The organism is Mesorhizobium sp. DxT, assembly GCF_058448885.1.
Map to the genome: position 1 here is coordinate 40,227 of NZ_JBZFLJ010000005.1, position 12,877 is coordinate 53,103.

Annotated in this window: 13 protein-coding genes; 4 read left to right on the forward strand and 9 right to left on the reverse strand. The window is 64.1% G+C overall.

Going from position 1 to position 12,877, the window contains the following annotated elements:
• Positions 1 to 82 precede the first annotated feature (82 nt).
• The 9 genes from ACVJNE_RS10990 to tpiA all read right to left on the reverse strand — a co-directional run bounded on the left by ACVJNE_RS10990 (position 83) and on the right by tpiA (position 8,534).
• Positions 83 to 1,075, reverse strand: coding sequence for an isopenicillin N synthase family dioxygenase (locus ACVJNE_RS10990; protein WP_499565535.1), 993 nt, complete (start codon positions 1,073 to 1,075; stop codon positions 83 to 85).
• A 102-nt stretch (positions 1,076 to 1,177) separates the two neighbouring features.
• Positions 1,178 to 1,543, reverse strand: coding sequence for a PRC-barrel domain-containing protein (locus ACVJNE_RS10995; RefSeq protein WP_499565536.1), 366 nt, complete (start codon positions 1,541 to 1,543; stop codon positions 1,178 to 1,180).
• 73 nt (positions 1,544 to 1,616) lie between these two features.
• A complete protein-coding gene (gene kdsA / locus ACVJNE_RS11000) occupies positions 1,617 to 2,450 on the reverse strand; it encodes a 3-deoxy-8-phosphooctulonate synthase (RefSeq protein ID WP_499565538.1) in 834 nt (277 codons plus the stop codon).
• A complete protein-coding gene (locus tag ACVJNE_RS11005; protein ID WP_499565540.1) occupies positions 2,447 to 3,286 on the reverse strand; it encodes a VOC family protein in 840 nt (279 codons plus the stop codon). Before ACVJNE_RS11005 ends, kdsA begins: the two co-directional genes overlap by 4 nt.
• A gap of 31 nt (positions 3,287 to 3,317) precedes the next feature.
• Positions 3,318 to 4,364: an endonuclease/exonuclease/phosphatase family protein gene (locus tag ACVJNE_RS11010; protein ID WP_499565542.1), complete on the reverse strand. Its 1,047-nt coding sequence runs from the start codon at positions 4,362 to 4,364 to the stop codon at positions 3,318 to 3,320.
• Positions 4,365 to 4,470: 106 nt separating this feature from the next.
• Positions 4,471 to 5,340, reverse strand: a complete 870-nt coding sequence (locus ACVJNE_RS11015; RefSeq protein ID WP_499565944.1) for an alpha/beta hydrolase — start codon at positions 5,338 to 5,340, stop codon at positions 4,471 to 4,473.
• Positions 5,341 to 5,498: 158 nt separating this feature from the next.
• Positions 5,499 to 7,127: a CTP synthase gene (pyrG, locus tag ACVJNE_RS11020; RefSeq protein ID WP_499565544.1), complete on the reverse strand. Its 1,629-nt coding sequence runs from the start codon at positions 7,125 to 7,127 to the stop codon at positions 5,499 to 5,501.
• 127 nt (positions 7,128 to 7,254) lie between these two features.
• Positions 7,255 to 7,626 carry a preprotein translocase subunit SecG gene (secG, locus tag ACVJNE_RS11025; protein ID WP_173191463.1) on the reverse strand — a complete coding sequence of 124 codons (372 nt, stop codon included), beginning with the start codon at positions 7,624 to 7,626 and terminating at the stop codon, positions 7,255 to 7,257.
• Between the two features lie 143 nt (positions 7,627 to 7,769).
• Positions 7,770 to 8,534: a triose-phosphate isomerase gene (gene tpiA, locus ACVJNE_RS11030; RefSeq protein ID WP_499565546.1), complete on the reverse strand. Its 765-nt coding sequence runs from the start codon at positions 8,532 to 8,534 to the stop codon at positions 7,770 to 7,772.
• 125 nt (positions 8,535 to 8,659) lie between these two features.
• Between tpiA and ACVJNE_RS11035 the strand changes: the two genes are divergently transcribed.
• Genes ACVJNE_RS11035 through moaC form a run of 4 tightly spaced genes read left to right on the forward strand, consistent with a single transcriptional unit; the run spans position 8,660 to position 12,876 of the window.
• A complete protein-coding gene (locus tag ACVJNE_RS11035; RefSeq protein ID WP_499565548.1) occupies positions 8,660 to 10,546 on the forward strand; it encodes a peptidylprolyl isomerase in 1,887 nt (628 codons plus the stop codon).
• 8 nt (positions 10,547 to 10,554) lie between these two features.
• Positions 10,555 to 11,577, forward strand: a complete 1,023-nt coding sequence (gene trpD / locus ACVJNE_RS11040) for an anthranilate phosphoribosyltransferase (RefSeq protein ID WP_499565550.1) — start codon at positions 10,555 to 10,557, stop codon at positions 11,575 to 11,577.
• The gene (gene trpC / locus ACVJNE_RS11045) at positions 11,574 to 12,389 is read left to right on the forward strand and encodes an indole-3-glycerol phosphate synthase TrpC (RefSeq protein ID WP_499565552.1); all 816 of its coding nucleotides are present in this window, start codon (positions 11,574 to 11,576) and stop codon (positions 12,387 to 12,389) included. Before trpD ends, trpC begins: the two co-directional genes overlap by 4 nt.
• Before the next feature lie 4 nt (positions 12,390 to 12,393).
• Entirely contained in the window at positions 12,394 to 12,876 is a 483-nt protein-coding gene (gene moaC, locus ACVJNE_RS11050; RefSeq protein ID WP_312860619.1) for a cyclic pyranopterin monophosphate synthase MoaC, read from the forward strand.
• The last annotated feature ends 1 nt before the right edge of the window (position 12,877 follow it).

Here is a 12,877-nt window from a genome sequence, read left to right on the forward strand (position 1 = left end):
CGAGGTCCCTTCGCTGGAGAATGGCGGGTCGTCGCCCTCTTAGCGAAAGGACCGGTGCGAGGCAATCGGCAGCGCGGGCGCTTCAGGCCGCGGGTTTCACCGTCGCCTGGAATTTCGACATCAGGTAGGGCCCCGATAGGACCGGTTCATATTTCGGCTTTTCCCCCGGTGCCAGACAGGTCGGCAGGCAGGCGATCTCCTGATGCCAGTTGGGCTGGTGGAAGAAGGCGAAGGACTGGCGGCGCGACGATGCGCCGGCAGCGAGCTGCGGGTTGACCACGCGATGCAGCGTCGAGACCCAGCGATCGTTCGTCCAGCGTGCCATCAGGTCGCCGATGTTGATGACGAATGCGCCCGGCACGGGTGGAACGTCGACCCATTCGCCGGCTGGATCGAGAATCTGCAGGCCGCCGGAGCCCGCCTGCGGCAACAGGATTGTCAGGCTGCCGTAATCGGTATGCGCGCCGGCACGCAACTGGCCGGGCTTCGGTGGCACTGCCTGTTCGGGATAGTTCAGCGCGCGCAGCGCACTGATCGGCTTGTCGATCGTCGCGGCAAAGGCGTCTTCCGGAAGGTGCAGCGCCACCGCAAAGACCTGCATGATGCGGGCCGCCAGATCTTCCATGGCGCGGTAATAGGCGGTCCAGGCACCACGAAAGTCGGCAGGTTCAGCCGGCCAGATGGTATCCGCATAACAGAAGGCCAGGGCCTGCTCGTCGTCGAGCCCTTCCGGCACCGACAGCGGCCCGCCATTGAAGCTCTCCTTGAGGTCCGGAGGCGTATCTTCTCCGCGCGATTTCGCCAGTGCCTCCAGCTCCGGTCCGAGATAGCCGTAGGGATAGCCCGGATAAGGTGCCCGCGCCTCATGCTTTTCCTGTGCCGGCAGGTCGAAGAAATCGTGCGCCGCATTCCAGGCCCGATCGATGACCTCCTGCGGGACGCCGTGGCCGGAGATCGCCAGAAAGCCGGTTTCCCGGCAGATGCGATCGACCTCCGCGCCAAGCGCTTCCCTGTCGGCACCGGTCGCGGTCTCGAAACGGGAAAGGTCGAAGACCGGAAAGCTTTTTGCGGACATGAAGGGCTCCTGCGTTACAGACTCGCAGCGGAGCGTACAGCCCTCCCCCTCATGCGAAAAGCCCCGCGGCGAACCGCGGGGCCAGTAAATCGCCTGGTGCACTCAGACCCAGTATGGGGGAACCTGATAGTAGGTGTAGGAGGCGTCGCGCGCCTTGTAACCGTCATCGCCCGTCAGGTCGGCGATGTCATGCACGGGCGCGGCCTTGAGCTGGTCCTTGGTGAAGGGAACGACGTAGCCGCCTCGCGAGGGATCGTAGTCCAGCGCCGACCATGGGACAGCGTGATATTTCTCGCCGATGCCGAGGAAGCCGCCGAAACCGATGACGGCGAACATGATGCTGTTGTTCGTCTTTTCGAGCATCACGTCCTCGATCGTGCCGATATGCTCGCCTTCGGTGTTGTACACCTCGGTGCCAATGACGCGGGACGCCTGAATTGCTTCGGTGTGTCCTGATGCGGTGACCATTTTTGCTTGCTCCTTTGTGTTCGCCACCCTGTACCCATTCAATGTGGACAGAGCGGCGAAGTTCCGGAACGCGCTATCTGGCTTTCGAGACGCGGTCGAATTCCATCAGCGTTTCGATCAAGCGCGGCATGTCTTTCAGCGGCACCATGTTCGGGCCGTCCGACGGAGCGTTGTCGGGGTCCTGGTGGGTCTCGATGAAAACGCCCGCGACACCGACCGCGACCGCCGCACGGGCCAGCGTCTCCACGAAGCGCCGGTCGCCGCCACTGGAACCGCCCTGCCCGCCCGGCTGCTGCACGGAATGGGTGGCGTCGAAGATCACCGGAGCGCCGGTTTCGGCCATGATCGGCAGCGCGCGCATGTCCGAGACCAGCGTATTGTAGCCGAATGACGCGCCGCGCTCGGTGACCAGCACCTGCGTGTTGCCCGAACCCGTGACCTTGGCGACCACGTTCTTCATGTCCCATGGAGCCAGGAACTGCCCCTTCTTGACGTTGACGACTTTGCCGGTTCTGGCCGCCGCAATCAGCAGATCGGTCTGCCTCGAGAGAAACGCGGGTATCTGCAGAATATCAACGGCCTCGGCGACCGCGGCGCACTGCTCTTCGGTATGCACGTCGGTCAGCACCGGCATGGCAAGATCGCGACGCAGGTCAGCGAAGATTGGCAGCGCCGCGTCGAGGCCGCTTCCGCGCTTGCCGGAGAGCGAGGTGCGGTTGGCCTTGTCGAAGGAGGTCTTGTAGACGAGGCCGATGCCGAGATTGGCACACATCTCCTTGAGTGCGCCGGCCATGTCGAAGGCGTGCTGGCGTGATTCGAGCTGGCAGGGGCCGGCAATCAGCGCCAGAGGAGTGGTGTTGGAAAAGCGGACTTCGCCCGCGCTTACGGTCTTGTCGGGAGCGGTCATCGGGTCTCCTCAAAGATGAAATCGACGCCCTGCCCGGCCGTCGCCGGCACGCGGATGGCGTTTTCGCGGGTTTCGTAGTCGATCCCGTTTGCGTTGAACAGGGCGGAGGCCGCAGCAAGATCGCGAATGCCGAAGGTTACGGCGGTGAACCGCGGATCGGCGGCCTGCGAGGCTTCGGAAACGTCGAGCATCCCGTTTGAGAGGGCAATCTTGCGGTCAGCCGTTACACTGGCATTGGCGGCCTTTGCCAAAAACCGCGCGAAGGCGTCGGCGTCGGGCGCAACCGCATCGATCTGGGTAATCCTCGTCGCACCGTTGGCGTGGCGTTCGAGTGTCGACCGGTCGATTGCCGGAACCTTGCGGCGTTCGCAGGTGAACAGAAACGCGCCGGGCGAGCCATCCGAGGCAAAGGCAAGGCGGAAAGACGCCACGTCGGCCCTGCCCGCGGCATCGAGCGACGGCCGGGAAAACTCGACCATCAAACCAGCCGACATGCCTGCCTCGGCGAAGAGGGCATGGTCGGCCTCGGCATCCGCTGTCGAAAAGACCACCGCTGACAACCCATCGTCGCCATATGTTTCGCGAAAGAGGCGGTCGCGCAGGATGAAGCTGTTGCCTGTTACCGCTGCGGATTTCACGGTATCTCGGTCGCCGATCGCCAGCGGTTCGAGAAACGTGCCGTCGGCGAAATAGACACATGCGTTGGTGGTGCCGAAAGGATGCACACCCTGCGGCGCCACGATAAAGCCGAGTGCTCCGAGCCGCTTGCGGGCCAAGCCGAGATTTGCGGTCGGCAATACGAGGTGATCGAGCGCGCGTGCGGTGTTTTCTGTCATGGTCGCGGTGTGCCTTAGGGCGCCATCGCTTTCAAGCGGATATTGAGGAATCCTGCGGCGGCCTGAATTCAACCCAAAGCGGGAAGTGATCGGAGATACGTACCGCGAAACTCGCCTTGGTCAGCCCGAGGTCCACGAGAAGCCGGCCCCAGGTCTCCACGATCCCGCCATCCGCGAGTTCCAGGTCGATCAGCTTCGCCCTCCCCTTGGAGAACCACGCGATCTGGTCATGGTAGCTGTCCTTTTCAGGCTCCGACGCGCGGGCATAGATCGTGCGCGGGTGGCTTTGCAGCACAAACGGCACTTCCAGCCCGGTCTCGACGAAGGCCTCGTAGAGCTTGTTGCCGATGCGCTCGAGATTGAAATCCCCGAGCGCGATCAGGTTGTGATGCCAGCGGTTCTCGCGTGCCGCCCAATCCTGCATCCAGCGGGCGATGGCGCGCAGTTCCGGCAGGCGCTGCGTGTTCTCGTTGCCGTAGTCGATATGGGCGGTGACCAGGATGAAGGTCGTGTCGCGGGTGCGGAAGGAAACGGCATAGGGATTACGGGCGAACTGCCTTTTGAAGCTGCCTTCGGTGAATCCGTATTTGGAGGCATCGTCGGGGATGACCAGCTCGCCGGCCAGTCCAGAAAGCGAGACCCGCGACGAATCGAAGAGGAAAGCCATGTGCTCGTTGTTGCCGGCCTGCCCTTCGTTGCGGTCGGTCATCAGGAAGCTCCACTTCGGACCGAGCACGTCCATCAGCGTCCGCAACGCCTCGAAGCCGGCGCCCACCTCCTGAACAGCGACGACATCGAAACGCGAAACGATCTCCGCGATTGCCCACAGGCTGCGGTAGTCGCGTTTGGGGCTGTCGTCCGAGCTGGCAGGTACCGACCATTTGCGTGTCAGCGAGCGGAAATGCGCGATGTTCCAGGTGGCGATGAGGATATTGCGGTCAACGTCGCGCTTCGGCGGCACGACGGTGTCGAGATAAGCCGAATAGGCGCGCATCTCCTCCACGACACCGGTCGGCACGTTGCCATCGAGCGGCGCGTTGCCCGGTGTCTTGAACAACAGGTCGAGAGGGGTGGCCATCGTCGTCGGATACCCGTTTCCGCGCGGTGACGATACCACAGCCTCATCGGCCGCTCCACCGCCCGGATACATGCGTATTGGGAGCCCTCGCCGAGCAGCTGGACGGTCAATCGAGAAGCGGTTCGAAGCCTTCCATTGCCGCGGCGGGCACGACGGCCAGTTCCTGAAGCCCGCCGAGAAAGCTCGATACGGCCTCCCACGCCCCATGGTCGAACATGTCGTCATGGGATGCTTCGGGAAAGATGTGCAGTTGCGACAGGTGCTCGTTGGCTGCCGCGAGCAGGGTCGCGAAGGAGGCTGGCGTCACGGTATCGCGTTCGCCGGCCAGCAGCAGGATCGGCGCCTCGATGGACGAGTAGCGCGACCGCGTGTCGAACCGCGAGCGGACGAGCCACAAGGGCATCTGGCGCGCATTGTGGCCGACGATGTCGCGGAACGATGTGAAGGGCGCTTCCAGAACCACGCCCACGGGCTTCGAGTGCGCCGCAATGTAGCTCGCGATACCGGTTCCCATCGAGTAGCCGTAAAGAATGATGCCGTTCGGGGCCAGCCGGTTGTCGGCGACCTTTTCCAGAAGTCGAGTGGCGTCTTTGTAAAGGTTGTGCTCGCTGGGCCGTCCGGGATTGCCGCCGTATCCGCGATACCCGGCGAGCATCAGCCCGTAGCCTTCCTCCGCGAGGCTGAAGAGGTGGCGTGGTTTGCGGATCACGTCACCAACGCGACCGGGAAAATAGACGATGACCGGCTTGCCTGCGCGAGGCGGATGATACCAGGAGCGCAGCATGAGGCCGTCATGGGTCGCAAGGTCGACGGGCTGGAGTTCCACATCGCTCTCAAGCTCGAAGATGCTGAGCGCCAGCCGCTCCCTAAAAAGCAGGATTTCGGGCATTGTGGAGAGCGTCGCCAGCACCGCGCCAAGCGCCACGGTCGCTGACAGGATCAACCGGCCATGGCTTGCAAAGAAGCCTAAAAGCATACTCAAACAAGCCCCATTCGCCCCGCGGCATCTGTCCGACGCGCCACCGCAAATCCAGCATAGCCTCATGCAGGCGCTTCGCCAGATCGTTTGTAACAAAAACGAGTTACTGCCGCGTTTCCGGCATCAAGATGCGCAGCGGTCGCGAGATCGGCGGATCAGACCAGTCGGCTTTGCTCGACGGCTGCGCCGATGAAGCTTGCAAACAGCGGGTGAGGTTCCAGCGGACGCGACTTCAGCTCAGGGTGATACTGCACGCCGATGAACCAGGGATGATCCTGGTATTCGACCGTTTCCGGCAGCACGCCGTCCGGCGACATGCCGGCGAAGACCAGCCCGCACGCTTCCAGCCGCTCCTTATAGTCGACATTGACCTCGTAGCGGTGGCGATGGCGCTCGGAAATATCCGTATTGCCGTAGATGTCGGCGATCTTCGTGCCCTCGCCCAGCTTCGCGGCGTAGGCCCCCAGCCGCATGGTGCCGCCAAGGTCGCCGCTTGCCGCGCGCTTTTCGAGCATGTTGCCCTTGAGCCATTCCGTCATCAGGCCCACGACCGGCTCTGGCGTCGCCCCGAACTCGGTCGACGAGGCCTTTTCGATGCCGGCCAGCGAACGGGCGGCCTCAATGCAGGCCATCTGCATGCCGAAGCAGATGCCGAAATAGGGAACCTTGCGTTCGCGGGCGAACTTCGCCGCGAGAATCTTGCCTTCCGCCCCGCGCTCGCCGAAACCGCCAGGCACGAGGATGCCGTGTACCTTCTCGAGGAATGGTGCGGGGTCTTCCTTCTCGAAGATCTCGGCCTCGATCCAGTCGAGCTTCACGCGCACCCGGTTGGCCATGCCGCCATGCGAGAGCGCCTCGATCAGCGATTTATACGCGTCCTTGAGACCGGTATATTTGCCGACGATGGCGATCGTGACCTCGCCTTCCGGGTTGTGGATGCGCTCTGCCACGCCTTCCCATGGCGCCATGCGCGGCTTGGGGGCCGGGTCGATGCCGAAGGCGGCCAGCACTTCGCTGTCGAGCCCTTCGCGATGATAGGCCATCGGCACGTCATAGATATGCGCCACGTCGAGCGCCTGGATGACAGCCGATTCGCGCACGTTGCAGAACAGCGACAGCTTACGGCGCTCTTCCTTCGGGATTGCGCGGTCGGCGCGCACCAGCAGAATGTCCGGCGCGATGCCGATGGAACGCAGTTCCTTCACCGAATGCTGCGTCGGCTTGGTCTTGAGTTCGCCAGCGGCCGGAATCCACGGCATCAGCGTCAGGTGGATATAGACCGCCTGCCCACGCGGCAGATCGTTGCCGAGCTGGCGGATCGCCTCGAGAAACGGCATCGCCTCGATGTCGCCGACCGTGCCGCCGATCTCGCACAGGACGAAGTCGTAGTCGTCGTTGCCGTCGAGGACGAAATTCTTGATCTCGTCGGTGACGTGGGGGATCACCTGCACGGTCGCGCCGAGATAGTCGCCGCGCCGCTCGCGCTCGATGATGTTCTTGTAGATGCGCCCGGTGGTGATGTTGTCCTGCTGGTTGGCGGACCGTCCGGTGAAGCGCTCGTAATGGCCGAGATCCAGATCGGTCTCGGCGCCGTCGTCTGTGACGAAGACCTCGCCGTGCTGATAGGGCGACATCGTGCCCGGATCGACGTTGAGGTAGGGATCTAGCTTGCGGATCCGCACACGGTAGCCACGCGCCTGAAGCAGGGCTCCGAGAGCTGCTGCGGCAATGCCTTTACCGAGTGAGGAAACCACGCCGCCGGTGATGAAAACGTATCGCGCCATGGGAGTCGTCGCTTAACCCGATAGGAGTGATTCCACCAGTCAAAATTTGCCTGGGCATTGGTTTTTCTTCGCCCAAACAAAAGGGCCGGCACCCGCCGGCCCTTTCTTTTCGCCTATGTGGCGATGCTTACTGCCCGCTTGGAACCTGCGGCTGCGCGGGTTCCGGGGCTTGTGCTGGAGGTGTGTCCTCGCCGCCAAGCTGGTCGAGAACGCCGCCCTCGCCCGACGGCGCGCTTTGCTCGGTCGTAGGCATGCGGTCGAAGATGTCGGTCGGCTGGTCGCCGTAGCGCGCCAGCAGCGACAGGGCCAGCGAGGTCGCGAAAAACGCGGTCGCCAACATCGCCGTCGCGCGGGTCAGCGTATTGGCCGCGCCGCGCGCCGTCATGAAGCCGGAGCCGCCACCGATGCCTAGCCCGCCACCTTCGGACCGCTGCAGGAGGACCACGCCGACAAGGGCGAGGACAACCATCAGGTGAATGACGATGAGCACTGTCTGCATGATTCAATCCGGATTGTTCTATCGCGCAGCACTGTAGTTGTGCCGCAGCGGACGCGGCTCATTACACGCCTTTGCCGCGCATTCCAACCCATATGGGAAGGAATGGCGCTGCAAAAAAGACGGCATCGGCAAAATTGCGCGGGCTAGAAAGACCGGTAGGCCTCGGCGATGCCCAGGAAATCGGAAGCCTTGAGGCTGGCGCCGCCTACCAGTGCCCCGTCGACATTGGCCACAGCCAGCAACTCGCCGGCGTTGGAGGGCTTGACCGATCCGCCATAGAGAATGCGCATGCGGCCCGCCTCGTCGCCGACGACCTTCGCCAGTTCGGCCCTGATATGAGCATGCGCCTGCGCGACGTCGTCCACAGAAGGCGTCAGTCCCGTTCCGATGGCCCAGACCGGCTCGTAGGCGATGACGGCGGTCGCGTGGGTCGCTCCATGCGGCACGGAGCCGGCGATCTGGCGCGACAGTACGTCGAGGGTCTGTCCGGCTTCACGTTCGGCCTGCGTCTCGCCGATGCAGATGATCGCGACGATCCCCGCACGCCACGCCGCTTCCGCTTTCGCGCGCACATCCGCGTCGGTTTCGCCATGGTCGGTGCGCCGCTCGGAGTGGCCGACGATGACGGCCGACGCGCCCGCGTCCTTGAGCATTTCGGCCGAAATGTCGCCGGTATGCGCGCCCGTCTCCTTTGCGTGGCAATCCTGTCCGCCAGACTTTACCGGCGTGCGGTGCAGAATTTCCGACGCCCGCCACAGCAGGGTAGCGGGAACGCAGACGAGCGCGTCGGTTTCCGCTTCCAGCCCCTTCATGAAACCGTTGCCGATCGAGACCAGCTCGTTGAGCGATGCGCTCGTGCCATTCATTTTCCAGTTGCCGGCAACCAGCGGGCGGATACCTGGTGTCATCGCGCGTGTTCCCTTCCTTCGGTCTCGAGGCTAGGTTCTCCTACCAAAAACCGGGCACAAAGCAATCGACACCGGCCGGGAAGGACGGTATTGCCGAGGCTCACATCAGGTAACCGGAAGAAGACATGCTCAATTCCCTCAGAAACGCCGCCAGATCCTGGATCGCCAAGCTGCTTCTCGTGATGCTGGTGCTCAGTTTCGCGGTATGGGGCATTTCCGGACAGATTTTCGGTGGACTCGGCTCCAACGTGCTGACCGCCGGCGATACACGCGTGTCCATCCTCGAATACCGTCTCGCCTACGATCGGCAGCTCTCGCTGCTGTCGCAGCAATTCGGCGTGCCGGTGACGCGTGAACAGGCGCAGCAGTTCGGCGTCGACAACCGCGTGCTTTCGCAGCTTGCAGCCGGCGCCGTGCTGGACGAACAGGCGCGCGAGATGCGGCTCGGGCTTTCGCGCGACCGGCTGGCCGCGATGACGGCCGAGGATCCCGCCTTCCAGGGGGCTGATGGTCGGTTCGACCGCAACCAGTTCGATTTCGTGCTGCGCCAGATCGGCATGCGGCCGGAAGACTACCTGAAGAACCGCGAGCAGGCTGCGGTGCGTCAGCAGATCATCGAAGCGGTGTCGGACGGCATGACGGCGCCGGATGCTTTCCTGCGCGCCGTGTCGCTCTATCAGGGCGAAGACCGCACGGTCGACTACATCGTCCTGTCGCGGTCCCTGGTCGAACCCATCGAAGAGCCTGCGCAGGATGTGCTCGAAGCGTATTTCGAAGAGAACAAGGCCAATTACGCCGCGCCGGAATACCGGCGCATCTCCTACGTCAAGCTGGAACCTGCCGATATTGCCGACCCGGCCGCTATCCAGGCGGAGGAGGTCGAGCGTTATTACGAGGACAACGCCACCCGCTTCACGTCGCCGGAGCAGCGCAAGATCGAACAGCTCGTCTTTGCCGATGCGGAAGCCGCGCAGGCTGCGCTGGACAAGATTCGTGGCGGCTCGACGTTTGAGGAGGTCGTGACCGAGCAAGGCAAGACGATGGGCGACGTCGTGCTTGGCACCTTCGCGAAGGCCGACGTGGCCGACCCGGCAATCGCCGAGGCCGCTTTTGCGCTGGCCGAAGGCGAAGTCAGCGACGTGGTCGACGGCGCATTCGGATCGCTGCTCGTTAGAGTTCCGGAAGTCCAGCCGGCAAAGGTGCAGCCGCTCGCCGAAGTCGAACAGCAGATTCGCAGCGACATCGCGCTGGGCGAAGCAACCCGCATTCTGGACGACGTCTACGAAGGCTATGAAGATGCGCGCGCCGGTGGCGAAACCATGGCGGAAGCCGCCGCCCGCAACCGGCTCGAGGTCGTTACGGTCGAGGCGGTCGACCGCAGCGGCCGCAATCCCGAAGGCACGATCCTGACCGACCTGCCCGAATCGAACGCCCTGCTCCAGGAGGCATTCGACAGTGAAGTCGGCGTCGAGAATTCGCCGCTGAACACCGGATCGTCGGGTTATCTGTTCTACGAGGTCGACGACGTCACGGAGGCCCGCGACCGATCGCTTGACGAAGTTCGCGATCAGGTCGTTACCGACTGGAAGGAGAACGAGGTCGCAACGAGGCTTGCCACCCGCGCCGAGGAAATCGAGAAGCAGGTTGCCGACGGCAAGGCCCTGACCGAGATCGCGGAGGAACTGGAGCTCGAGGTCCAGGTCCGGCGTGGTCTGAAGCGTGACGCCAACGACGCCGAGCTCGGCGATGCAGGCGTGGCCGCCGTCTTCTCCGTAGCGCGGGGCGAAACTGGCCTTGCGCCGGCGCAGGATGGTGACGCCCAGGTCGTGTTTCGCGTGACGGATGTGCTGGTGCCGGCCGGTGCCGGTCCCGACGCCCTGCCCGCCGAAGCCCGCGATCGTTTCGCATCTGCGATCTCCGACGACCTGCTGGACCAGCTCGTTGCACGGCTTCAGACCGAGTATCCGGTGACGATCGACCGCGGCGCCGTGCAGCAGGCGCTGAGCTTCTGAGCGGCGTGATGAACGACTTCAAGTCTCACATAGCCAAGGTCGCGAACGGCACGCCGCTGTCCTTCGAAGAGGCGCGCGAGGCGTTCAGCATCATGATGTCCGGTGAAGCGACGCCGAGCCAGATCGGCGGGTTCCTGATGGCGCTTCGTACGCGCGGTGAAACGGTGGACGAGATTTCCGGCGCCGTGGCCACCATGCGGGCCAAGATGCTTCCCGTCCGCGCGCCGGCCAACGCCATCGACATCGTCGGCACGGGTGGCGATGCGTCGGGCACCTATAACGTCTCCACCTGCGCCGCCTTCATCGTTGCCGGCGCCGGGGTGCCGGTGGCCAAGCATGGCAACCGCGCACTCTCGTCGAAGTCGGGGGCGGCGGATGCGCTTGCCGCTCTTGGGGTCAATATCGAGATCGGGGCCGAAACCATCGCGGCCTGCATCGAGGAAGCCGGGCTCGGCTTCATGTTCGCACCGGTCCACCATTCGGCCATGCGTCATGTCGGCGCCTCGCGCGTGGAACTCGGCACCCGTACGATCTTCAACCTGCTCGGCCCTCTGTCGAATCCTGCCGGCGTCAAGCGCCAGCTCGTCGGTGTGTTTGCCCCGCAATGGGTGGAGCCAATCGCCGAAGTGCTCAAGGCACAGGGTTCGGAAGCTGTCTGGGTGGTGCATGGCGACGGGCTGGACGAAATGACGACGGCAGGCACGACGATGGTTGCGGCGCTGGAGAACGGCAAGATCCGTACGTTCGAGATCCAGCCCGAGGAGGTCGGCCTGGCACGCGTCAAGCCCGAGGACCTGAAGGGCGCCGATGCGGCTCACAACGCCAGGGCGCTTCGCGGCGTGCTTGCCGGCGACAAGGGTGCTTATCGCGACATCTCCCTCCTGAATGCGGCAGGCGCGCTTGTCGTGGCCGGCAAGGCCCGGACGCTAGACGAGGGCATGGAGCTTGCCACCCGCTCAATCGATAACGGGTCGGCGGCCTCCGCGCTGGAGCTGCTGGTGCACGTTTCCAACCGGGCAGGTGCGGCATGACCGATATTCTGCGCAAGATCGAGGCCTACAAGCGCGAGGAGATCGCTGCTGCCGAGGCCGCGCTTCCCCTTGCCGAGGTCAAGGCGCGGGCGGCCGACCAGACCCCGCCGCGCGGCTTTCGCAAGGCGCTTGAGGCCAAGCACAAAGCCGGGCAGTTCGCGCTGATCGCCGAGATCAAGAAGGCGAGCCCCTCGAAGGGGCTCATCCGTGCCGACTTCGATCCGCCCGCGCTTGCGCACGCCTACGAGCAAGGAGGTGCCGCCTGTCTGTCGGTGCTGACGGATCGGCCATCGTTCCAGGGCGCGCCCGAATTCCTGACCGAGGCGCGCGCCGCAACCGCCCTGCCCGCGCTGCGCAAGGATTTCATGTTCGAGACCTATCAGGTTCACGAGGCGCGGAGCTGGGGTGCCGACGCGATCCTCGTCATCATGGCGAGCCTGTCCGACGATGAAGCGAAAGCACTCGAGGATGAGGCCCATGCAATCGGCATGGACGTGCTCGTCGAGGTGCATGACGAGGCGGAACTGGATCGCGCGCTCAGGCACCTGTCCTCGCCGCTGGTTGGCATCAACAACCGCAACCTGCGCACCTTCGAGGTAAGCCTCGAAACCTCGGAGCGGCTGGCGGCGCGCATCCCCGAAGACAAGCTCATCGTCGGCGAGAGCGGCATCTTCACCAATGCCGACTGCGCGCGCCTGGCTCGCTCCGGCATCTCCACCTTCCTCGTCGGCGAAAGCCTGATGCGGCAGGTCGATGTTGCCGGCGCGACGCGGTCCCTGCTCGGGCTCAGCTCGCAACGGCTCGCAGGCTGACGCCGTGAGCCGCCTTACGCATCTCGGTGCATCCGGCGAGGCCAACATGGTCGATGTCGGCGGCAAGCAAGAGACGCAGCGCACTGCGATCGCGCAAGGCGCGGTGAAGATGCAGCCCGCGACGCTGGCCACGATCCTCGCCGGCGATGCCAAGAAGGGGGACGTGCTCGGCACGGCCCGCATTGCCGGCATCATGGCAGCCAAGCGGACGCACGAGCTGATTCCGCTCTGCCACCCGCTCCTGCTCACCAAGGTTTCGGTCGAGATCGAGCCCGACGAGAACCTGCCCGGTCTGCGCGTCACGGCGCTCGCCCGCGTTACCGGCAAGACCGGCGTTGAAATGGAAGCGCTGACGGCGGCTTCCGTCGCCTGCCTGACGATCTACGACATGGCCAAGGCAGCCGACCGTGCCATGATAATTTCCGACATCCGTGTGGTGGAAAAGTCCGGCGGCAAGTCCGGCGATTACCGGCTGCAGGACGTCTGAC

Coding starts and splice junctions, on each gene's coding strand:
- ACVJNE_RS10990 (WP_499565535.1), bottom strand. CDS start 1,075: ATGTCCGCAAAAAGCTTTCCGGTCTTCGACCTTTCCCGTTTCGAGACC.
- ACVJNE_RS10995 (WP_499565536.1), bottom strand. CDS start 1,543: ATGGTCACCGCATCAGGACACACCGAAGCAATTCAGGCGTCCCGCGTC.
- kdsA (WP_499565538.1), bottom strand. CDS start 2,450: ATGACCGCTCCCGACAAGACCGTAAGCGCGGGCGAAGTCCGCTTTTCC.
- ACVJNE_RS11005 (WP_499565540.1), bottom strand. CDS start 3,286: ATGACAGAAAACACCGCACGCGCGCTCGATCACCTCGTATTGCCGACC.
- ACVJNE_RS11010 (WP_499565542.1), bottom strand. CDS start 4,364: ATGGCCACCCCTCTCGACCTGTTGTTCAAGACACCGGGCAACGCGCCG.
- ACVJNE_RS11015 (WP_499565944.1), bottom strand. CDS start 5,340: ATGCTTTTAGGCTTCTTTGCAAGCCATGGCCGGTTGATCCTGTCAGCG.
- pyrG (WP_499565544.1), bottom strand. CDS start 7,127: ATGGCGCGATACGTTTTCATCACCGGCGGCGTGGTTTCCTCACTCGGT.
- secG (WP_173191463.1), bottom strand. CDS start 7,626: ATGCAGACAGTGCTCATCGTCATTCACCTGATGGTTGTCCTCGCCCTT.
- tpiA (WP_499565546.1), bottom strand. CDS start 8,534: ATGACACCAGGTATCCGCCCGCTGGTTGCCGGCAACTGGAAAATGAAT.
- ACVJNE_RS11035 (WP_499565548.1), top strand. CDS start 8,660: ATGCTCAATTCCCTCAGAAACGCCGCCAGATCCTGGATCGCCAAGCTG.
- trpD (WP_499565550.1), top strand. CDS start 10,555: ATGAACGACTTCAAGTCTCACATAGCCAAGGTCGCGAACGGCACGCCG.
- trpC (WP_499565552.1), top strand. CDS start 11,574: ATGACCGATATTCTGCGCAAGATCGAGGCCTACAAGCGCGAGGAGATC.